This window comes from Paenibacillus sp. ov031, assembly GCF_900143165.1.
In the GTDB taxonomy this organism is placed as follows: Bacteria; Bacillota; Bacilli; order Paenibacillales; family Paenibacillaceae; genus Paenibacillus; species Paenibacillus marchantiae.
This window is the reverse complement of the sequence record NZ_FRDO01000010.1, coordinates 13,095-34,926: the sequence shown is the minus strand read 5'-3', so window position 1 is coordinate 34,926 and position 21,832 is coordinate 13,095. Positions and strand designations below refer to the sequence as shown.

The following is a 21,832-nucleotide window of genomic DNA, read 5'->3' as shown; positions in this document are numbered from 1 at the left end:
TGGAGTCTGCTAATGTGACGATCTGAAGTCTGCCGACATATAGGGATATAACTGCTCATTTTTCCTGGTATGCACGAGGTTTATTTGCTTATGCAAGTAAACCCGTGTATCCAGAATTTTTAAAGCCGCAGGCATAGCCTGCGGCTTTTTGCGCGCAAAAATAGGATTCGGAACTCTAAAAGCGTTCTATATTAAATGACCACTAAGGAGATATGCCCATGTTAAAACTTAAATATTTATTCCATAATAACGATCTCGCCGAGATGATTTTGAAAAACTGGGGTTATGATCCGGAGTCACTGGACATGTTCCAGTATTATCGTATATCCTCCAATGCTGTGTATCCGTTCAGGGATCAGGGAGAGGTTTACTTGCTTCGTTTTGCCCCTGTAGATGAGAAAAATCAAACCAATCTTGCAGCGGAGCTGGAGTTCCTGTCCTATCTTAAACTAAATCAATATGGCGCCATGGAAGCAGTACCTTCCCATGCAGGAAAAGAGCTGGTAGTGGCTCATACGCCTTGGGGAATGTATTATGCCTCTGTATTCAAACGAGTTCCTGGTAACCAGATGGGCAGTATCGATATAAATGACCAGATCGTGCACAGCTTGGGTGAGGCATTGGGTAAGCTGCATCGTTTATCTTGTGAATACACACCCAAACAGGCAAAACGCTGGACGTATACCGATGTACTGGATTGGATGAAGGACGTTCTGGGGGAGTTCCCTGGCGAGAATGCGGCGCTCAATGAGGTAGAAGTTCTCCGGAATTATTTTGCAAATTGGCCCGTTACAGAGCAGAACTTCGGGTTAATTCATTATGATTTTGAACTGGATAATGTCTTCTATGACGAGGAGAGTCATTCCTGTTACGCCATTGATTTCGATGACGCCATGTACCACTGGTACGCAATGGATGTGGAGCAGAGTCTGGATAGTTTACGGGATGAAATTCAGCCGGATGAATGGGAACAGAAGAAGCAAATATTCTTGCAAGGGTATTGGAAAGAAGCAGGAGACGCCTATGATATGGAGTCGATGTTCCCAGCATGTCGTCGCTTTGCCAATCTGTACGGTTATGTACGTGTGCTTCGATCTGGGGCAGAACAATGGGCAAATGAGCCGGAGTGGATGAGTGGATTAAGAGCAAGGCTGGATAAAGAGATGACAGTGAAATCAAAGCAGTTTGGTCAGCAGCAGCCCCTCCAACTACCGGCAAATTGATCCTCAGTACTTTTTCGGTCAAGATGATTAAGCTTAAATCTGGCATCTGCATAAGTGCAACGAAATAATGATTGATTTTTTATTCGTCTCCATTGTAACATTAGATTAAGCGCTATACCTTTTATTAGAACATCAATGTTGGATTACATGGTCAAGTGGAAACCGACAATTCGTTTCACCAATTGAATGAAGAGGACGGTCATAACGAACATGGACGACAAAAAGTTAATTATCTTTTTTGACAGCGGCGATACCATTGTTGATGAATCGACCGAGATTCGGGACGAAGAGGGAATTGTTCTGAGTGCGGATCTGATTCCGGGTGCGGATATTACGATTCAGAAGCTTCATGAAAAAGGGTACACGCTGGCCCTGGTTGCTGACGGCGATGCACAATCCTTCAAGAACGTATTTAAGCAGCATGGACTTCATGATTATTTTAGCGCAATGATTATTTCGGAGAATATTAAAGCCAGCAAGCCAAGCCCGCGGATGTTTAAGGCAGCAATTGGTGCCCTTGATTTGTCCGAAGGGGATTTTTCAAGAACAGTGATGATTGGCAATAACCTGAGTCGTGATATGAAGGGAGCCAACGCACTTGGCATCACCAGCATCTTTCAGAGCTGGACGCCGCGTTATCCCCATGAGCCGGTGGATGAAACAGAACGTCCGACTCACACAGTTGGTGAACCGTTGGAGCTGCTTGAACTTATTGAACGGCTAAATGCCGAAGTCAATAAATAAATGTTTGCTTGCATGCCCTTGAGCAGAAGGATTGAATGTCATTCTACCTTCTGCTCAAGGGCTATTTTTACTTTTTTACATGAGAAAATGATAGAATGATCGTAAAATCCGGAACAGGGTAGGTGTTCACATGGAGGAACCACATCGGAAGCCGTTGTTGTACTTGCAAACTGCCGATTTGGTGATGGAAGAAATCCGTAACCGGAAACTGCAGCCACATGATCCCGTGCCATCGGAAGGCGAGCTCGCCAAACTGTATTCTGTCAGCCGTATGACGGCCAAGCTTGCGCTGCAAATTTTGGAGAAACAAGGTATTGTCTATCGGTTGGCGCGGCGGGGGACATTTGTGTCGGGTGATTATTTGGGCGGCCCGGGTAAAGAGTTTTTGTCGGGGAATGTAACTACAGACAAGAAACTTATAAAGCGAAAAATTGCCCTGCTGTTCCCCAATATGGATGATTACGTAGCCAGAATTATAGCATCCGTTGAGCAGGAAGCACGTAAATCCGGGTGCCAGCTGCTCATTCGGATTACTACGGATAAAGAGGATGAGAGCTTCTGCCTACAAGAGTTGTACGAGGAAGGAATCGATGGAATTATTTTGTTTCCAAGGGGGCGAACACGCTGCAGTGAAAAGGTGCTGGAGCTTAATCTGTTGAATTACCCTTTGGTAATCATCGATCGGATCTTTCGTGAGGTCAATATTGATTGTGTGTACCATGACCATTATCAGGGAGCCTACAACTTGACGGAATATTTGATTGATAGAGGACATCGGGAAATTGGGTATATCTCTATGTCGTTTGATGGAGTGACGAGCCGGGAGGATCGCTATAAAGGTTATGTGCAGGCCATGCTGGACTACGCACTGCCTGTTAACGGTCGCAATATTTGCCTGGATTGTGCAGAGGATTACATGCTCAACCTGAATGGGCCGAATCTGCAACTCAAGGATTTCATTCAAAGTAATCCCGCAATGACAGCCGTTGTCTGTGCGGATGATTATATCGCGACTTCTTGTCTGTACACGGCCTTATCCATCCACAAGCAGGTACCTGAGGAACTGTCCATCATTGGTTTTTCCGACATCCAGTTGGCGAGTCTGCTGCCCGTGCCACTGACTACGGCAAGACAAACGACAGAGAAGCTTGGACAGGCAGCAGTGAATTTGCTGTGCAAACGTATGGAGAATTCCCGAGAAGGGGCTTTATCCATCAAGGTGAACACAACCATCATCGAACGAAGCTCCGTACGTAATCTTAATCAATGAGTGTTGAAGCGGTTCCGCCATTTAAACCTTCCTTATCTCGTTTTAATGAAAAGGAAGGTTTTTTATATGTCAGTGACATATACGTATTTGCTATCTTATTCAAACTCAACAATGCAAAATTTGTTATGTTTGTTACCGTTTTATGCAAATATAATGTAAATAATAGTAGTTATATGAAGTTTATTTGGAGAAAAATTTACATTTATATCATTGTATATGTCAATGACATATATTAGTGTGAAGATATGCCACATATCTTTCAAGGATGAAGGGAGGATATTCCGGAAAGCGCTACCATACATCCTGGGAAATGACCTGCAGAGCCAAAAGAAATGTAACGTACGAACGTTGGCAATAATCGAAATCATTATTCGAAGAGGAGCCCGAATATGACAATTAAATCCTTGCTTGCAGCTTCGTTCTTGGCAGTATCTCTTTTCTTTCCACTGGCGCAGCCCGCGCAGGCGGAAGAGGACAACGCCGTAACGGTTTACCAGGATGGAGATTTTGGAGGCAGCTCCCAACCGTTTGGGATTGGCCAGTTCAATGTGAATCAGCTTAACGTGGTTGGCAACGACAAAATATCTTCGGTAAAGGTAGCTCCGGGATATCGATTGACCCTGTATCGTGACAAGGATTTCTCCGGTGACACCAAAACGCTGACCGGCGATGCGGGATGGCTTGATGATTTTAACGACGCGACCTCCAGTCTGAAAGTAGAGAAGATTGGAGGCCCCAATAAACCAGTTATCGCATATTCCAATTCGCCTTATGGAGGTTTTGAGCAGCAGTTTGATATCGGCAGCTATAATGTGGATGAACTGAAGGCTGGAGTAGGCAATGATGCCATCTCTGCACTCCGGGTAGCCCCAGGGTATAAGGTCACATTGTACAAAGACTACAATTTCGCTGGATATTCCAAGGTTCTGACCGCAGATGCGATCTATGTTGGCGGAGATATCAATGATTCGGTATCGAGCCTGAAGGTTGAAGCCATCTCGCCGCTCGATGCCACCTCGGTTGCCGTCCCGGGTGACGATTACAGTGACACAGCCAAGCGTGAAATATTGCAAACCTTTGCTCCTAAAATCTGGTTTGCCCAAGGCGAAGTTTATTTCCCGTCCTCGGTAGAGCATACCCTGCCGCATGTGGATCGCTATGTGAATCCAGGTTCAGGTTTGTATGAATTTAAGACCAAAACGGAATTGAATCCATATACCTTGAAACTACCTTATTTTACGGGCGATCTGGCTAATGCGCCGATCTATGCGTTTTGGGTGGAGAAGGAGTATAACAACGTCGATCTGGTATATTTCCAGTTCAGTCCCTATGATCTTGGGAAAACGGTGTTTGGTACGGAAGTGGGAGATCATGTCGGAGACTGGGAGCGGGTCACGGTCAGATTGGCCAAGTTCACCGATCAGAACAGTAACTATGTGAAGCCGGTTCAAGTTTACTATGGCGCGCATTCTTTCGGTACAACCTACTCCTGGGGTGAAGTGGACAAAGTAAACAATACACATCCTGTTGCGTATTCCGCGTTTGGTTCCCATGGGATGTGGAAAGATCCTGGTAATCATGTCTATCAGGAACTCGTCGTAACCCAATTGATTGATGTGACGAATCAGGGAACGGCATGGGATACCTGGAACAATATCCAGGCTTTTCAGTATTATCCGAATACCCGAACAGGCAATGGTCTGGGAAATGCTTGGCCATCATGGCTGGACAGGGATTACAGCAATCCGAACAGCTTGTCTGTCTATAGATTCGGAAATCCGTCCCAAGGCTCCTTCTTTGGTCAGCCTCTACTTGCAGGGGGACCAACAGGACCGCAGGAAAAAGGCGCATTAACGAATGATGTTATTTTAGATTAGACGATAATTAACGAGGGGACTCGCTTTCACATGAAGCGGGTCTTCCATGCTTATTGTTCAAATAAACAGTATTAACTGTGAATCTAACAACGGAGGCTCAGACAACCATGACTAACCGTAAAAAAGTACATGTTGTTTTTAAAACTCACCTGGATATCGGATTTACGCACTTGGCGGAAAACGTCGTAAAGCAGTACATGGAAGAGTATGTACCCAAAGCTATCGCTTTGTCCGCGCAGTTGGAAGCAGAGGGAGGACGAGAGCAGTTCATATGGACCACGGGTTCCTGGATGATCCGTCATTATCTGAATCATGCGTCCGAAGAGGGCAAACAGGCCATGGAACAAGCGATCCGCAAAGGTCATATCGTATGGCATGGATTACCGTTCACAACGCACACCGAGCTGATGGACCCCTCATTATTTCGCTACGGATTGTCCATCGGATTGGACCTGGATAAACAATTTGGCAAAACGACCATTGCAGCAAAAATGACGGATGTACCCGGGCATACCCTGTCTATGGTGCCTTTGATGAATGAAGTGGGTATCCGGTATATGCATCTTGGGGTTAATCCAGCTTCCATGCGCCCGGATGTGCCTAAACTGTTCAGATGGCAGGCAGCGGATGGCAGTGAGATCATTGTCAATTATGCGGACACCTATGGTGAGGCAGTCGAAATAGAAGGTATCGATGATATCTTGTTGTTTGCCCATACGGGCGACAATTGCGGACCGCCAAGCGCAGAAGAGATTCGTGAACAATTCCAGCATATCCAGGAAAGATACCCCGATGCAGAGATTATGGCGTCGTCTCTTGATGCATTTGCGGTGCACCTTGATCAGGTTCGGGACCAATTTCCTGTTGTACGTGAAGAGCTCGGGGATACTTGGATTCACGGAGGCGGTACCGACCCGCTTAAAATAGCCCGATTCCGCCAGTTGCAGCGGTTAAGAGACAAGTGGCTGACCGAAGGCCGGATCGATCCGGCAAGCGCAGAATATAAAGGCATGAGTGATGCCATGCTGCTGGTTGTGGAGCATACGTGGGGGCTTGATGTGAAGAAATGGCTTCCGGATTTCCGGAATTATGCCAAGCCTGACTTCAACCGCGCACGGGAAATGAACGAAGTCGATGTGGAGGATATCCCTGCAAAATTTCAATATATCGGTGCCTTCGCCATGGATGAGTTCGACAGTCATTCCAGCGGACTATTCTCTTCGGAGTCGAGCCGTCGTACCTATTCCATGATAGAGAGTTCTTGGGCGGAACAGCGGGAATATTTGGACACGGCTGTGGCGTGCCTGAGTGATGACAAGCAGAAGGAAGCGCGGCAAGCTTTTGAACAACTAAATCCAGTTAAAAGTGTGTTTTCCGGTAATGTATCTGCGGTAAGTCATCAAGTTTATAGCAGTGGCGGATACCGGCTGGCCTTCAATAACAATGGTGCACTGATTCAGCTGACGGACGAGAAGGGAAAGAATTGGGTGGACGCGAAGCATCCGTTCGGAGCCTATGCCTATGAAACCTTCGGGACGGAGGATTACGACAGGTATTTCCGTACCTATATGCAGAACCTGCCTGTGACACATCCTTGGGCGGATGCCGACTTCAACAAACCTGGCTTTGAATTTGTGCGCCCGCTGCCAAGCCATCAGGTGTACTTGCCAATCGTGACCGATATGCACAAGTCAGGCAATGCTCATGGCGATACGTATGGGTTCCGGTTGTCCATGCCAACAGAAAGTCATGAATTGTACGGAGCACCCAAGGAACTGGAACTGGTATATACGTTTTCACAGGCAGGAGTGGTAGAGGTTAGCTTGCAATGGTTTGGAAAAGAAGCGAATCGTCTTCCAGAGGCCAGTTGGTTTGGATGCGGACTGAAGGTGGATAACCCCAATCTGTGGATGATGGACAAGCTTGGAGGACGAATCTCTCCGTTGAATGTTGTAAAAGACGGCAACCGCAATCTGCATGCTGTAGACAAGGGAGTATTCTATGAGGGCACAGATGGTCAGGCCTCTATTGAAGCACTGGATTCCGCTTTGGTCGCACCTGGACAGAGAAGATTGCTGCAATTCGACAACTCGTTTGTTTCGCTTGAATCCGGATGGCAATTTAATCTGCATAACAATATCTGGGGCACCAATTTCCCAATGTGGTACGGCGAGGATGCCAAATTCCGCTTTCGACTAAATACAGCTGCAAACCGCAAATAAGAGAAGTTGATGTAGAATTTTACCAAAAATTGATGATCGGATAATAATCCTAGTACAATTGGAATCTATACTTGGATTTGTGAGTGAGGATGCTGTTTGAGCAGATCTGAACTGTTCGGAACTGTTTCTGAAATGAATTTGAAAAAACAGAATTTTTTTGTAAAATCCCTATTGCTTGAACGTAGTCATCCATGTATTATATACAAATAAAGCGTTTACATTTTCTTATATGTCAATTAAACCGGTTTAATTCTATGAGATGTTTTCCCGATTGAGAACCTCTATTGCATAAAAATTAAACCGGTTTAATTGTATCTACATCTGTACATAAAGGGTTTATTTCGTTAGGGAGGTGAGCGCCAACCAGAGCATATTCAGGCAAGTTAATGGCAAATCCAAACGTGGAGGGGTTTAGCTTGAAAAGGAAAAGCAACTTGTTAATTGTTCTTGTCCTAATCACGACATTACTAGGGGGATGCTCTGCATCTTCGTCTAACAACGAAAATGAGGAATCAACAGTGAAAGAACCTGTTGTTACGGACAACAGTGCCAAAGAAGCCCCGATGCTGGCAAAGCTTGTCGATGAAGGTAAATTGCCTGCCCTGGCTGAGCGCCTGCCGGCTTCCAAAGACATTATGGTTGAAGAGGTCGTCGAGGAAATCGGGCAATATGGCGGGGATTGGAACATGCCTTGGACTGGTGTTCCTGATAAGTGGGGGATAGGCCAACCGACAGAGGAAGCACTGTTTCGTTTCAACAAGGAAGGAAACAAGGTTGAGCCAAACGTAGCCAAGAGCTATGAAGTGAATGATGATTCCACCGTGTTCACCATCCATTTGCGAGAAGGCATGAAATGGTCCGATGGTGTTCCTTTCACAGCGGATGATGTTCTCTTTTATTGGGAGCATATGTTGACCAAAGAGACCTTTGGCAAAAAGATCTATGACGCTTATTATTCCGTTGACCCTGTTACCGGGGATAGAGCGTTGGCTGAAGTGAAGAAGGTAGATGACTACACGTTTACCGTAACTCACAAATATCCAAGTGTGCTCTTCCTGGAACGTGTGGCCATCGATAACAAGTGGTTCTTCGCTCCTGCACACTTTCACAAAACCATCCTTCCCGAGTTCGTAGGGGATGCCAAAACATTGGAGATTACGAAGCAATGGGGCTATGAAGATCCCAAAGTATTCTTGATGGAAACCGGGTATACGGATTGGCTGCACTACCAGATTCCTACACTCCGGGCATGGGTTCCAACCAATGATCCTAATGGCGATCAGTTTGTCATGGAGCGCAACCCGTACTACTGGAAAACAGATAAAGAAGGTAAACAGCTTCCGTATATTGACCGGATTGTAGCGACTAAGATTCAAGATCCGAGCCAAAAGGTACTTGGAACGCTTGCCGGCGATTACAACCTGGTGATCTTTGATTCCAAAGACTTCACGGTACTGAAAGAGAATGAGAAAAAAGGTGACTACCGAATCATCCCTTGGACACAACCAGCTTGGTCCAGCGCGGGAGTACAGTTAAACCAGACTACGGAAGATCCGAATCTCCGCAAACTCTTCCAGGACATCAAGTTCAGGGAAGCACTCTCCATTGGGGTGGATCGTAACCAGGTGTCTGAGATTGTGACCAGTGGGCTGGGAGAACCGATTCAAGCTTCTGTACCGGAAGGCGTAATGGGCTATCAGGAAGGGTGGGCCCAGCAGTGGGCGGAATACGATCCTGAACGCGCTAACCAAATTCTTGACGAGTTAGGTTTGAACAAGCGGGATAAAGACAACTTCCGTCTGAACCCTGATGGTTCCGAGTTGACGCTTACGGTGATTGAGAGCACGACTGATACAGCACCATTCCTTGAATTGCTTAAGAAATATTACGAGGATATGGGTCTGCGAACGAATCTGAAAGTGGTTGACGGAGGCACTCATTTTGATATGAAATATGCCAACAAGATTCCGATGACTACCGAGAATATTTCTGTCGTCAACGTAGCCTTCCGACCGGATACCATGGTTCCGCTCCGTGTGATCACACCATGGTTCGGCCATTACGGCTTATACAGTCAATCTGGCGGCAAGGAAGGTGTCAAACCTGAAGGGGATGTCGCTAAAATCCTTGAGTATTGGGAAAAAGTGAAAGCAAGCAAGACACTGGATGAAATCAATCAGTATAGCAATGAGATCGTGAAACTGCACCAGAAGAATCAGTGGGTAATCGGATATGCGGGACCAACTCCGGTGCTGATTACAGCCTCGAATAAAATTCATAACATCCCTACGGATCTTATCTGGTCCGATGAGTATCGCTCGCTGGGTCAAGGCCATCCGGCACAATTTTTCATCAAGCAATAGCTGGTGAAGCATTCAGGTAAACAATAGTGAGGAAGGGACTTATCCTTGCTATTGTTTCCTTTTGTATCATTCACGCGGTGCAGAGGAGAGGAATAGATGTTTGAATACATTTTAAAACGAATCCTGTTGGCCATTCCTGTTGTTGTTGTGATCTCCTTTATCGTCTTCTACATTATTCAATTGCCACCTGGCGATTACGTATCCTCCTACTCGGCCAAGATGTCCGCTTCCGGCGATATCATGACCCAGGCTGAGATGGATGACATGCGGGCGAATCTGGGACTCGATCGGCCAATCTATGAACAATACTTCGTTTGGGTAAAGAAAATAATCCTGCATGGAGACTTTGGTTTCTCATTCAACTACAACAAACCGGTGATGGCGGTGATCCAGCAGTATATGGGACTGACTCTGGTCGTCTCGCTGGTGACAATGGCCTTCCATTATATAATCGCGATTCCGGTTGGGATCTACACGGCGGTAAAGCAGTATTCTGCGGGCGATTATTTCTTCTCCGGCCTGAGCTTTATCGGAATGGCAACGCCCAACTTTTTGTTAGCCATTATTCTCATGTTCTTTTCCTATAAGTGGTTCGGTAATCCATTGCTCGGTTTATTCTCCAACGAATACGTGAATGCGCCGTGGTCCCTGGACAAGGTAAAAGACTTAATGCAGCATATGGTGATTCCGGTTATTGTTATCGGACTTTCGGGTACTGCGGATCTGATTCGTATCATGCGCGGACAAATGCTCGATGAGTTGAACAAACCGAATGTCATTACTGCCCGTGCCAAGGGCTTATCAGAGATGCAAATCCTGTTCAAGTATCCGACACGTGCAGCCTTGAATCCTATTGTGAGTACCTTTGGCTGGTCACTGTCCTCCATCTTTACCGGCGCTACCATTACAGCAATCGTATTGAACCTGCCGATTCAAGGGCCAGTTATGCATAATGCATTGCTCGGTCAGGACATGTATCTTGCTGGAACCTTTTTATTGATCATGGCTTTGCTGACGGTTCTCGGAACATTGATTTCCGATATTTTGCTGGCTTGGCTTGATCCCAAAATACGTACAGAGTTCAGAGGATCCTAATGATGAGACCACTACCGTTATTTAAAGGTCAAAGGCCGGCAGTCCCAGTTACAGCAGCACCCAAAGATACTGTATACAGCTCGCAGTGGCGGCTGATATATCAGAAATTCAAGAAACACAAATTGGCCCGGATCAGCATGTACATTCTGGGCGCATTTTACATCATCGCACTGTTCGCACAGTTTATCGCGCCGTATGGGCTGCAAAGCTATGACAGCAAATATGTGAATGCCCCGCCAATGGGACTTCGATTCGTTGATGCGGACGGCAAGTTTCACATCAAGCCGTTTGTATATGAATTGAAGAGCGAGCGTGACCCCGAAACATTGCGTAAAATGTTTGTCCCGGATACCGAAAAAAAGCATTTCTTCAAGTTCTTTGTAAAGGGAGAAGAATATAAGTTTCTTGGTCTGATCCCCATGTCGACGCATTTGTTCGCTGTAGATGAGCCAGGGCGGATATTCCTGCTGGGTACGGACGGTATGGGGCGTGACCTGTTCTCCCGGATCGTGCTGGGCAGTCAAATCTCCCTAAGCATCCCGCTGGTCGGCGTAGGCATTAGCTTTATTCTGGGTTTGATTATTGGAGGCATCTCCGGTTATTTTGGCGGCTGGATTGATTCCATGATACAGCGCATCATCGAAATCATACGTTCCTTTCCGACGCTGCCGTTGTGGATGGCACTATCCGCTGCAATTCCGCCACGTATTCCGGTCGTGACCATGTATTTATACATCGTGATCATCTTCGCATTTATTGGCTGGACGGATCTGGCACGGGTGGTCAGAGGCAAGTTCATTTCGTTGAAGAATGAAGATTATGTAATAGCTGCAAAGATCGCTGGTGTAGGAGACGCAAAGATTATTGTCAAACATCTGCTGCCAGGCTTCATGAGTTATTTAGTCGTGGCGACAACCCTGGCGATTCCGAGCATGATTCTGGGTGAGACGGCTATGAGCTTTCTCGGTCTGGGCGTTCGTTCGCCGGCAACCAGTTGGGGTGTGCTGCTTCAGGAGGCGCAAAAAATTGAAAATGTGGCCCTGTATCCATGGAAGCTCATTCCACTCGCTTTTGTCATTCTGACTGTATTGACCTATAACTTCATCGGCGATGGTTTGCGCGACGCGGCTGATCCGTACAAAAAATAATTGTCCAAATACTAGGCAAGCGAGGGGATAGCATGGCAACTCAAGCTGTTGAGAAGGAGCAACCTTTACTGTCCGTTCAAGACCTGAAGATTCGGATTCAGATGGAAAATGGCGTCATGAATGCCGTGGATGGAGTCGACTTCAATATATACAAAGGCAAAACCCTTGGGCTTGTGGGGGAATCCGGCTGCGGCAAAAGCCTGACAAGTCGATCGATCATCAGTATCAATCCCAAGGAATGTGAAACGAGTGGAACAATCACTTACAATTCCGACTCTGAATCGACTCTCCATGGTCTGAATCTTTTGTCTCTTAAGCCGACGGGCAAGCAGATCCGCTCCATCCGTGGGCGCAAAATCTCGATGATCTTTCAGGAGCCGATGACGGCCTTCTCACCGATGTATACCATCGGGAATCAAATCATGGAAGCGATCCGAATTCATCAGACGAGGAATAAGAAAGAGGCCAAAAGAATCGCGTTAGAGATGCTTAGCAAAGTCGGGATTTCCGATCAGGCCAAGCGTTTCGATCAATATCCGCATGAATTCTCGGGAGGTATGCGTCAGCGGGCGATGATCTCCATGGCATTGTCCTGTAACCCCGAAATTCTGATTGCGGATGAGCCCACGACGGCGCTCGATGTGACCATTCAGGCTCAGGTACTCGAACTTATGAAAAGCCTGCAGGCGGAGTTTGGCATGGCCATTCTGCTGGTGACCCATGATCTGGGTATTATCGCCGAGATGTGTGATGAGGTTGCGGTGATGTACCTCGGAAGAATTGTTGAGCAGGCTCCAATGAGGGAAATCTTCAACAATCCGAAGCATCCCTACACGAAAGGGTTACTTAAATCGATGCCTAGACTGGGAGGGAATAAAAGCAAACGGCTGGATTCCATCGAAGGTTCCGTTCCGATGCCGATTAACATGCCTCCAATGTGCGGATTCTATGATCGCTGCAAGGACAGAATTGAAGGCGTATGTAATCAACAAGTTGTACCGAAAACCGCGATTTCCGACCAGCATATGGTCAGATGTTTCTTGTACGCGGACCAGAGAGAAGGAGAAGCATAATGACCAAACCCATTCTTGAAGTCCTCAACCTGAACAAAAGCTTTCAGGTCAAATCCAAAAAAGCCCTGTTCAAAAAGCCTAAACCCATTCATATTTTGAATGAAATTTCATTTGAACTCCTTGAAGGGGAGACGCTCAGTATTGTCGGGGAATCTGGATGTGGAAAAACGACGCTCGGACGCTGTATCGTTAGAGGTGTGGATGCTTCTTCAGGCAGTGTAGTCTATCATGCGGAAGATGGAAAAGAAGTGAATTACCTAAACTTGAAGGGCAAAGAGATCAAAGCATATCGCAAGGATATCCAGATGATTTTTCAAGACCCGTATTCCTCACTCAGCCCCCGGATGAGCGTATTCGATATTATCGCCGAACCGCTGATTGCGAACTTTAAGCTGAGCAGGGCTGAGGTAGAAGCGAAAGTGATGGAGATTGCCGAGAAAACAGGTCTGAATGTAGGTTACCTGAAACGTTACCCACATGCATTTTCGGGAGGACAGCGGCAGCGGATAGCCATTGCGCGTGCGCTGATTACACAACCCAGACTGATTGTCTGTGATGAAGCGGTCTCTGCGCTGGATGTATCGATTCAGGCTCAGATTATCAACCTGCTCAAAGATTTGCAGGAGCAATTCAAGATCACATATATCTTCATCTCGCATGATCTTTCCATCGTACAGAACATTTCCGACCGGGTAGCAGTTATGCATCTGGGCAGAATTGTGGAACTGGCGACAACGGAATCATTGTTCTCTAATCCTCAGCATCCTTATACGGAGGCACTAATGTCAGCCGTGCCCCAACCGAATCCGGATTTTAAAAAAGAACGAATTATACTGGAGGGGGAAGTACCGAATCCGGCCAATCCGCCAAGCGGCTGTCATTTTCATCCCCGATGCTCGTATAAGACGGATAAATGCATCCAGCACGTTCCTGAACTCCGTGAAGTAGGATATAATCATTTTGCTGCCTGTCATTATGCAGAGCAGCTTCAGCTTCGCGGCGTTCCAATCGAGACTGAGGATGAGATGCAATCCAGGACATCCTAACCAACGACATGAACCTGACGATACCATCAGTCATCTTTGAACTCGCGAGCACGAAATCGAACTAGTGTTGAGGAGAGGTTGTTCCTAATGGCAAAGATTGATGATGTAGCCCGTCTGGCGGGTGTATCCAAGGGAACGGTATCCAACGTATTCAGCCAGAAAAGGCCAACGAGCAAAAAGGTAACCGAGAAAGTACTGCAAATTTCGAAGGAATTGAATTACGTGCCGAATCATATTGCAAGAAGCTTGGTCACCAAGAAAACAATGGCGATCGGGCTTACGATTCCGCACGGCAAATTCTTTTTCAGCGTGTTCCATAATCAGTTTATCAATGGTGTCATTCTGGAAGCTTCCAATTACGGATATCGGGTGCTTCTGGATATGATTGCTGCCGAAGAGGTGAAGACACCCTCACTTGCGAGCTATCCTATTGACGGGGCTATTGTGCTGGGGCCTACAGAAGAGGATGACCGGATCAATCTGCTGTATCAGCATGACATTCCGTTTGTCACGATTGGCAAAATCATTAACAAGGGACTTCAGGGTGTATCTACCGTCAATAATGATAATAAACAGGTCATGCGCGATATTTGCGATTATTTGCTTGGACTGGGGCATCGGAACATCATGTTTCTGAACGCCGGGGAGCAGATGACGGTTTCCATTGAGCGGTCGGAAGAGTTCGTCAGGGTACTGCAGGAACATGGTGTGACGATCCAGCCCGGAATGATCCATTACAAACCAGGTATTCATTCAGACAAGTATATTAAATACGGCTATGATGAGACACTTCATAATGTGAAGAACCCCATGGGCAGGGTTACGGCCATTATTGCAGATGACGACCGTACTGCATTTAGCGCTCTTAATGCCATTAACGACGCGGGTCTGCGTGTGCCAGAAGATATCTCATTGTTTGTCATCTGCGGTGATCAGTCCATGATGCACCAAGTAAGACCTTCTTTGACGGGAATGGATTTGCAACCATCTGAGCTGGGTGTTCAGTCGGTAAGGCTGCTCATGCATAAGCTGGGTATTCTGGAGGGAACGTACGAGAATAACAAGATTGTGCCTAGCAAAATTATAGAAAGAAACTCTTGTTCCTCGATCAAGAATTAGCAAGAATGAGTTTCGGATGTCGTGAGGTTAAATATGATAACGTTTACATCCTGGATGGGCAACTCTGTACCTTTTGAATATTATGTCCGAATTCTGATCAGTGCTGTGCTCGGGCTGTTAATCGGATTCGATCGGACCCATAAGAACAAACCTGCTGGCGTAAAGACGTATACATTTGTCACTGTCGCTTCTGCGCTCATTACAATCGTATCCATTGAGAGTGTTGAAGTGTACGGACAGCTGCATAACCGAACGATGATGGACCCAATGCGTCTGGCGGCTCAAATCGTCTCGGGCCTTGGCTTTCTCGGAGCAGGACTCATTATGAAGGCCGGATTTGAAGTGAAAGGTTTGACATCTGCAGCAATGATCCTATTTGCAGGTGGGGTCGGTATTGGCACGGGCGCCGGTTTCTACGGAATTGTGACCTTTTCGATGGCGGTAGCTTTCTTTTTCATCCGGGTTGGGGGTTGGATTGAGAAGTGGGAGCACAAGAAGCTGGTGGCAAAGGAAGAAAAGAAAGACTTGAGTGCTTAAATGGTTGAGTATTTTCAGCAAATGAATAAGCGTATTCGATAGAAAGTTTTGAATACGCTTATTTTATTCAAATAACGAAGAATGCATAGTTATCCCAATCCTTATCTAGAACACTAATTTATAAATTACATAACCTATCATCAATAATATAATGAGGATTCCAGTGCCTTTCCATCCCAACCCGCCAACTAAATCTGAGAAGCTTCCAAATTGAGCACGATTTATGCCATCACCAAACGTACCCATGGGGTTTCCCTTTAATTCTTCTTGTCTCAAACGTTCTCTTTTTTCTTCGCGTGTATCTTCTCGGAAATCCATGTAACCACCCCTGAGATTTAATTTTTTTTGGTAAACAGAACCTATATTCAAAAAGAGCACAGGTGATCCGGATAAGTCAGGAACGCTTTGTGCTCTTTGCTGTATTCAAATGATGTAGGACTTATGGTTAGATGCTAAGATCAAAATTGGGCTCACACATATAGTCGATCGGGTAGAGATCGTCTCTCGCCGAGATTAATGCACGGAGCTGAAGGTAGCGATGATGGGGCTGTTCCACAACACCACCGATAGAATAGGGGACAAGATCGGCTACAACGAAAACATCATCTGCATGGTTACATTTGAAGATTACGTTGTTCGGGTTACACACTTCCTCCATATAACTGTAGGTCATGACATGGAAGGAACGTGCTTTCCAATTCGTCTTAATCACTTTATAGGACTGTGTCCGTACAAGATCAAGGTAACGATTCAGTGCAAAGGTATGCTCGAACTGAGTGATGTACCCCTTTTTATCCACATCAATCGTAAATTCCACATCATAACTTACGTGAAACTCTTCCTGGTACGTTCCCTTCATCATCTTCATCGCATCAAAGTATGATCCGAATTCGGGATCTTCCATATAGGGAATGGCAATGAGTTCAGCGTTAACGTGATGAGTAATCTCGCTGTTGCTTGAAACACCCATATTAAACTTGGTAGGTTGAAGATCAATTGACCCAATCATGTTCCCTGGGAAACCGGGACTGCAACTTATTCGCATAGTCATCTCCTTCGTTGTTAGTTAATCATTAGACGAAAGAATGAAGGTAAAGTTGCACCAGAATAAGGAAACTAAGGCTGGTTATGCATGAACCCATTTCCAATCGTCTTGCTCTTTTGATACAGTATTTATAGTAAAACCCGGGAGGATATATTGTATATGGAACAATCGCTTCAGGAACTGCTGCGCAATGCGCGTGCGGAGGAGAATACCTTTTTGTACATGTTGCACGAGGAAGCGCGCATCGACCAGTTGTTATTCTGGAAGTATGTGAACAGTATTGTGGAATTGACCCGTCTTACCGCGGACCAGCCGTTGGATCGGGAAATGGCGAGCGCCGTTAGCTTCACGTATTCCAAAATCATGGAGCATCTGCAATGGCATCATTCGGATCGGGATGTGTACGAGATCCAACAGTTTCCCTATGAATATGCAAATCTCATGGTGGATTGTCTGGGCAGAGTGGTTGATGGTTTCTTTAAGGGCATCGTGCTGGAAGAAGAGAGATTTGACGAGGAGTTTCCTAATCCGATCTCCACAGGGGAAATGGCAGAAGAACAACCAGCCGTTTTGCAGCTGGGATATTATAAACAAAATACGAATGTGCACGCGATCGGTTTCCGAGAGGAAGATGGGACGTACCGAATTGTTTTGAATGAAGAAGAGGATCGGGAGCTTTTTGATTCCAAGCTGAGCCGCCGAGAGGTGGAAGGAACGTATCTCTTCATGGCTCCGGATGCCAGCAGCGCTCACCAATTATTTCATGAATGGGTGATGGGTAACCACACTCCATATCGTTCTGCACTTGATCTGAAAGGAGCCCATTCCATGAATGTGAAAGATAACTTGATTGAACAGCAGTCCCTAACTTTCGTAGGCATTAAAAGAACGTTCTCTTGTGTGGATGGCGAGAATTTGAGAGAGATTCCAAAGATGTGGCAGGAAGCTTTGGCGGACGGAATAGAAGATCGTTTAAACGAGTTTAATAACGGGGCCGTCTCCGGTTTGGTCGGCATTTGTATAGATCAGAGGGAATTACACAGCGATCAAATGGAATATTGGATCGCAACCTCACACTCCGGGGAAGTGCCTGAGGGTTTGTTTTCAATAGAGATTCCCGCGTCCCACTGGATGGTGTTCGAAGCCGATGAATTGGCGCCAGAAGCGATACAGTGGTTGTGGAAGTATATTATGAGCGAATGGTATGGAGCGACCCCTTACAAGCACGCGGGAATTCCGGAACTTGAGGTATACCGAGGTCAGGGTCTTCCTCCTCAAGTATGGATACCTGTTAAACCTTTGTCGTGATTTAACGAATAACAGGCCTGGTTATATCGTTATATAGATAAATATACTAGTACCAGAGGGTTTACTCATCATGGCTGCAGCATGTTCGATTCATTAGGAGGCTTAATATGTTATCCAATAAAGTGATTGATTATTGTCAAAATCAGGGCTGGTGGCATGAAGATGTGCCAGCAGAGTATGAAGAAGCTTTACGTAAACTGGGTATTGATCTTGAATCTGAGTTTGCACATTTTTATTTGCATGCTGATGATGGTCCGACCTTTTACAGCAGACATCAGGAAATCTATCAGATCTGCTGGATGATGGAAAACACCGTATATGTGGAGGACATGACGGTGGCTCAACTCACGTTGGGATTGCCAGAAGCCTACATCCCGCTGGACAGCTTTGAGGGCGAGGGTGGGTTCTTTTATAACCGTCAAACGGGAGATGTGGCTCTGGTGGAGCTTGGTGAGTCGATCGAACGTTTCCTGAGCGGTGAAAGTACACCGCAGTGGGCGAGCTTCAATAACTTTCTGGAATGGTATTTCGAACTGGAGGAGGAGGTTACGGAGTGAAGGATCTGACACCGGAGCATTCCGAACTGGAGAGACAAATTATCGAAACAGTAGAAGCAGGCAATGTTCTCGATGAAACGCAGCAGCATGAGCAAGCTCTGATCTATTATGATCAGGCATGGGGGATGTTGCCCGAGCCGAAAACCGACTGGGAAATGGCAAGCTGGATCGCTTCCTGTCACGTGAATGCACATATGGACTTGGAGCAGTACGCACTGGCGAAGCCGTGGGCTGAATTAGCACTGCAAACCCGAGGTTCGGATATTAATACCGGGCCGTGGATTGAGCTGGGTGTAGTCTGCATGAGGCTAGAGCAGCATGATGAGGCTTTTGCAAATTTGGATCTGGCGTATGCATATGGCAAGGAAAGAGCGTTTCAAGGCAGCCCGCGTGACGTTTTGCAATATTATAAGGAACAAAGGGCGAAGCGTGAACGAAACTGATTCTATTGGATTACAAAAAGAAAAGGGTACCCTGTCTGCCAGATCATTGGCTGTGGGGTACCCTTTCTTTCGAATTTATATAGATGAATGATCCTTCACCAAGTTAATCTTTCGATCCGTAAGGGAAAAATTCATCTACGAGATCCTGCGGCGATATGGACACAAAGACGTGATCCAGGTCGGTTTTGCTAGCGAAATCCATGATGTCTCCCGTATAATACCGTGGATCAATCAGATAAATCTCAGACACGACAGTCGACAGGAAGGAGATCATCGGCACTGCGAGAGAGTCCTTGATGAACAGTACCTTGAGTCCGTTCGGTTTGTCTTTGTTCATCACATGAACGATTCCCTGATTTCCGTACAGGTACGCAAAGTACTTGTCAGCGGTTAGATCATAGGTAGCTCCTTGTACATTCAGCGGATAGGTCGTAAGCAGAGCATCCTCAAAGCGGCCGTTCAATGTGGCTTCCGTCTCGCCGGTTTTGAAGTAAAAGGAATAGTCCGTTTTGAACTTCGGATAAATCAGGTCAAAGTCATCGTCACCAGCAAAGTATTTCCCGGCTTTTCGACCCTGTGATCCAATGAAAATGTCCTGATACGGAACCACATTATAGTTATTTAAGTCCGTGAAATAATGATCCGGGTCCAGCGGCTTGTCGTACATGCCGTCCAGATGATTCACGAGCTGGCCGAAGCCCCAGAACGCGGTTTTAATTTTCCAGTGGTGATCCGTGGTGAAAAAGAGATCCTTTGCCGGAATGCCACTTTCCAACAGCCCTTCGCGCAGATCCACCGTATCAATGCCATCCTGCTTGAGATTGGCCAGAAAGCCATCGGCGGTTTCGTTGTTATAATTGTAAGGAATGCCTTCCGGGAACTGGGTATACCCACGTACGTATTTGTCTGGTGTCATCACATAAGTCAGCTTTGTTTTGGGGTCCAAATGTGCTCCCAGCGCAGCAACCCGATCCGATAGATCTTTTGTATCCGTCGGCCCTGTAGCGAAGTAGGTATAGTGCAGCTTGCCCTCCATATCTTTTACGACCTCGAAGTTGTTCTCCTCGTTCTTCCACATGAGTGATTGCATATATCCATACGCTTCCACGAAGCCGAATTTATCGAAGACATGTTCATTAATGTCGTCATCCAGTTCGTGAATCAGTTCTTTGGCTTCAGAATAATGGAAGTCCGCTGAAGCCAGTGTCTTTTGGATCGGCCCGAAGGATTGAATAATATTTAGGACAGAGAATGTCACGAGCACGAGAATGAAGAGGAAAGCCGTGATTCTCTTTTTGGCAAAAAAGTTGTGCATGCTTGTGCCTTCTCTCAGAAATTGAAATAAATAAACGGATTGTATGTACCTTTGACCAGATACGATACACAGACCAGGAATAAAACGATGATCGTGATCGGGTACACCAGTTCCAATGGTTTGCTGAAACGTGCGCCGTCAACCATCAGTTTGTTCATTCGCGTGGCAATCGGCATGCAGAACAGAATACCCAGGATGAAGAAGAGCGCGTATTCCTTCAGGAACATCCAGGTTGTTTCGCTCCAGAACCCATTACCGTACAGTCCAAACATGTTGCCCAGATAGTTGCCAGCTTGTATTAGATCCGGTGAACGGAAGATCACCCACCCGATGACCACAATAAACATGGCATAGAGATGCCGCAGCGGGTTGAAGCGTGTACCTTTATCAAAGTTAGAGATTTTCTCCAGCGCAATGAATGCGAAGTTAATCAATCCCCAGACTACAAATGTCCACTCCGCACCATGCCACACGCCAGTCAGTCCCCAGACAATGAGCAGATTGCGAATCATTTTATCCTTGTTGGTGACACGTGATCCCCCGAGTGGGAAATAAACATATTCCTTGAACCAGGTGCCCAGCGAGATATGCCAGCGGCGCCAAAATTCAGTGATGGAGCGGGAGATATACGGATATCTGAAGTTCTCTTCGAACTTGAAACCGAACATGAGGGCGAGACCAATCGCCATATCGGAGTATCCTGAGAAATCAAAATAAATCTGCAACGTATAGGCGATGGCTCCAAGCCATGCCAGACTTGCTGGAATATCTGAGGCCCCACCCATGCTAAAGATGTGATCAGCGACAATCGCCATGCTGTTGGATAGCAGCACCTTTTTACCCAGACCGACAATGAAGCGGCAGCAGCCCAGTGCGAACTTGTCCCAACTTTCCTTTCGGTTAACCATCTGATCGGCAATCGTGTTATAGCGCAGAATCGGTCCGGCAACGAGCTGAGGGAAGAAGGAGATATACAGCGCCACATAAAAGAGATTTTTTTGCACAGCACCATGTCCGCGATACACATCGATGACGTAGGAAATTCCGTGGAAGGTGAAGAACGAGATCCCTAGCGGTAACGCAATATTCGGGATATTTAGGCCAAAGCTTGTATTCTCATTCACAATACGCAGTGCAAAAGCCATGTATTTAAAGACGAACAGCATACCCAGATTGACGATAAGCATCAACGTAATGATGGTGTGAGCGGCATTCCGTTTTTCTCTGAACTTGTCCACAAGCAGGGCGAAGATATAGTTGAAACAGATGGAGGCCAGCATGATGAGGACAAACCACGGTTCACCCCATGCATAGAAGAACAGGCTGGCAACCAGCAGCAGCATGTTTTTGGCCGTAATCGAGAATCTCAGTATGTAATACAGCCCCAGCACAAGCGGCAGAAAATAAAATAGAAAGATTACACTGGAAAAGAGCACTGCCTTTCCTC

The 21,832-nt window shown here is 46.3% G+C and carries 19 protein-coding genes; 15 read left to right on the top strand and 4 right to left on the bottom strand.

The genetic code is table 11. The features are described from left to right. Positions 1–218 precede the first annotated feature (218 nt). From BUA17_RS28075 to BUA17_RS28020, 12 genes are all read left to right on the top strand, one after another. Entirely contained in the window at positions 219–1,223 is a 1,005-nt protein-coding gene (locus BUA17_RS28075) for a phosphotransferase enzyme family protein (RefSeq protein WP_072735660.1), read from the top strand. 210 nt (positions 1,224–1,433) lie between these two features. Then, entirely contained in the window at positions 1,434–1,967 is a 534-nt protein-coding gene (locus tag BUA17_RS28070) for an HAD family hydrolase (RefSeq protein ID WP_072735659.1), read from the top strand. 130 nt (positions 1,968–2,097) lie between these two features. Continuing rightward, positions 2,098–3,237 (top strand): GntR family transcriptional regulator, encoded by a 1,140-nt coding sequence (locus tag BUA17_RS28065; protein ID WP_072735658.1) that lies wholly within the window; start codon positions 2,098–2,100, stop codon positions 3,235–3,237. A gap of 389 nt (positions 3,238–3,626) precedes the next feature. Further along, on the top strand, positions 3,627–5,114 hold the full coding sequence (locus BUA17_RS28060) for a Vps62-related protein (protein WP_072735657.1): 1,488 nt from the start codon (positions 3,627–3,629) through the stop codon (positions 5,112–5,114). A gap of 107 nt (positions 5,115–5,221) precedes the next feature. Continuing rightward, positions 5,222–7,336, top strand: coding sequence for a DUF5054 domain-containing protein (locus tag BUA17_RS28055; protein WP_072735656.1), 2,115 nt, complete (start codon positions 5,222–5,224; stop codon positions 7,334–7,336). A 416-nt stretch (positions 7,337–7,752) separates the two neighbouring features. Next, positions 7,753–9,699, top strand: a complete 1,947-nt coding sequence (locus tag BUA17_RS28050; protein ID WP_244552241.1) for an ABC transporter substrate-binding protein — start codon at positions 7,753–7,755, stop codon at positions 9,697–9,699. 96 nt (positions 9,700–9,795) lie between these two features. Then, entirely contained in the window at positions 9,796–10,794 is a 999-nt protein-coding gene (locus tag BUA17_RS28045; RefSeq protein WP_063567156.1) for an ABC transporter permease, read from the top strand. Next, complete coding sequence (locus BUA17_RS28040; protein ID WP_240343068.1) at positions 10,794–11,942, top strand: ABC transporter permease; 1,149 nt, start codon at positions 10,794–10,796, stop codon at positions 11,940–11,942. The genes BUA17_RS28045 and BUA17_RS28040 overlap by 1 nt, the downstream gene beginning before the upstream one ends. A 32-nt stretch (positions 11,943–11,974) precedes the next feature. Further along, a complete protein-coding gene (locus BUA17_RS28035; RefSeq protein ID WP_063567158.1) occupies positions 11,975–13,015 on the top strand; it encodes an ABC transporter ATP-binding protein in 1,041 nt (346 codons plus the stop codon). After that, complete coding sequence (locus BUA17_RS28030) at positions 13,015–14,061, top strand: ABC transporter ATP-binding protein (RefSeq protein WP_072735653.1); 1,047 nt, start codon at positions 13,015–13,017, stop codon at positions 14,059–14,061. Before BUA17_RS28035 ends, BUA17_RS28030 begins: the two co-directional genes overlap by 1 nt. Before the next feature lie 87 nt (positions 14,062–14,148). Next, positions 14,149–15,180, top strand: a complete 1,032-nt coding sequence (locus BUA17_RS28025) for a LacI family DNA-binding transcriptional regulator (RefSeq protein WP_072735652.1) — start codon at positions 14,149–14,151, stop codon at positions 15,178–15,180. A 33-nt stretch (positions 15,181–15,213) separates the two neighbouring features. After that, complete coding sequence (locus tag BUA17_RS28020; RefSeq protein ID WP_079697238.1) at positions 15,214–15,717, top strand: MgtC/SapB family protein; 504 nt, start codon at positions 15,214–15,216, stop codon at positions 15,715–15,717. 105 nt (positions 15,718–15,822) lie between these two features. Here BUA17_RS28020 and BUA17_RS28015 read toward each other — a convergent pair whose 3' ends face one another. Together BUA17_RS28015 and BUA17_RS28010 are read right to left on the bottom strand one after the other, a co-directional pair. Next, positions 15,823–16,035 (bottom strand): DUF6366 family protein, encoded by a 213-nt coding sequence (locus BUA17_RS28015; RefSeq protein WP_063567161.1) that lies wholly within the window; start codon positions 16,033–16,035, stop codon positions 15,823–15,825. 127 nt (positions 16,036–16,162) lie between these two features. After that, entirely contained in the window at positions 16,163–16,762 is a 600-nt protein-coding gene (locus BUA17_RS28010; protein WP_072735651.1) for a hypothetical protein, read from the bottom strand. 159 nt (positions 16,763–16,921) lie between these two features. On the opposite strand from BUA17_RS28010, the gene BUA17_RS30705 reads away from it, so the two are divergent. The 3 genes from BUA17_RS30705 to BUA17_RS27990 all read left to right on the top strand — a co-directional run bounded on the left by BUA17_RS30705 (position 16,922) and on the right by BUA17_RS27990 (position 19,070). Further along, a complete protein-coding gene (locus BUA17_RS30705) occupies positions 16,922–18,070 on the top strand; it encodes an effector binding domain-containing protein (RefSeq protein ID WP_083584894.1) in 1,149 nt (382 codons plus the stop codon). Positions 18,071–18,177: 107 nt separating this feature from the next. After that, on the top strand, positions 18,178–18,627 hold the full coding sequence (locus BUA17_RS27995; protein ID WP_072735650.1) for a hypothetical protein: 450 nt from the start codon (positions 18,178–18,180) through the stop codon (positions 18,625–18,627). Beyond that, the gene (locus tag BUA17_RS27990) at positions 18,624–19,070 is read left to right on the top strand and encodes a hypothetical protein (RefSeq protein ID WP_072735649.1); all 447 of its coding nucleotides are present in this window, start codon (positions 18,624–18,626) and stop codon (positions 19,068–19,070) included. Before BUA17_RS27995 ends, BUA17_RS27990 begins: the two co-directional genes overlap by 4 nt. A 103-nt stretch (positions 19,071–19,173) precedes the next feature. Here BUA17_RS27990 and BUA17_RS27985 read toward each other — a convergent pair whose 3' ends face one another. Continuing rightward, a complete protein-coding gene (locus BUA17_RS27985) occupies positions 19,174–20,385 on the bottom strand; it encodes an alginate O-acetyltransferase AlgX-related protein (protein ID WP_072735648.1) in 1,212 nt (403 codons plus the stop codon). A 14-nt stretch (positions 20,386–20,399) separates the two neighbouring features. Beyond that, on the bottom strand, positions 20,400–21,821 hold the full coding sequence (locus BUA17_RS27980; RefSeq protein WP_072735647.1) for an MBOAT family O-acyltransferase: 1,422 nt from the start codon (positions 21,819–21,821) through the stop codon (positions 20,400–20,402). Positions 21,822–21,832: the final 11 nt, after the last annotated feature.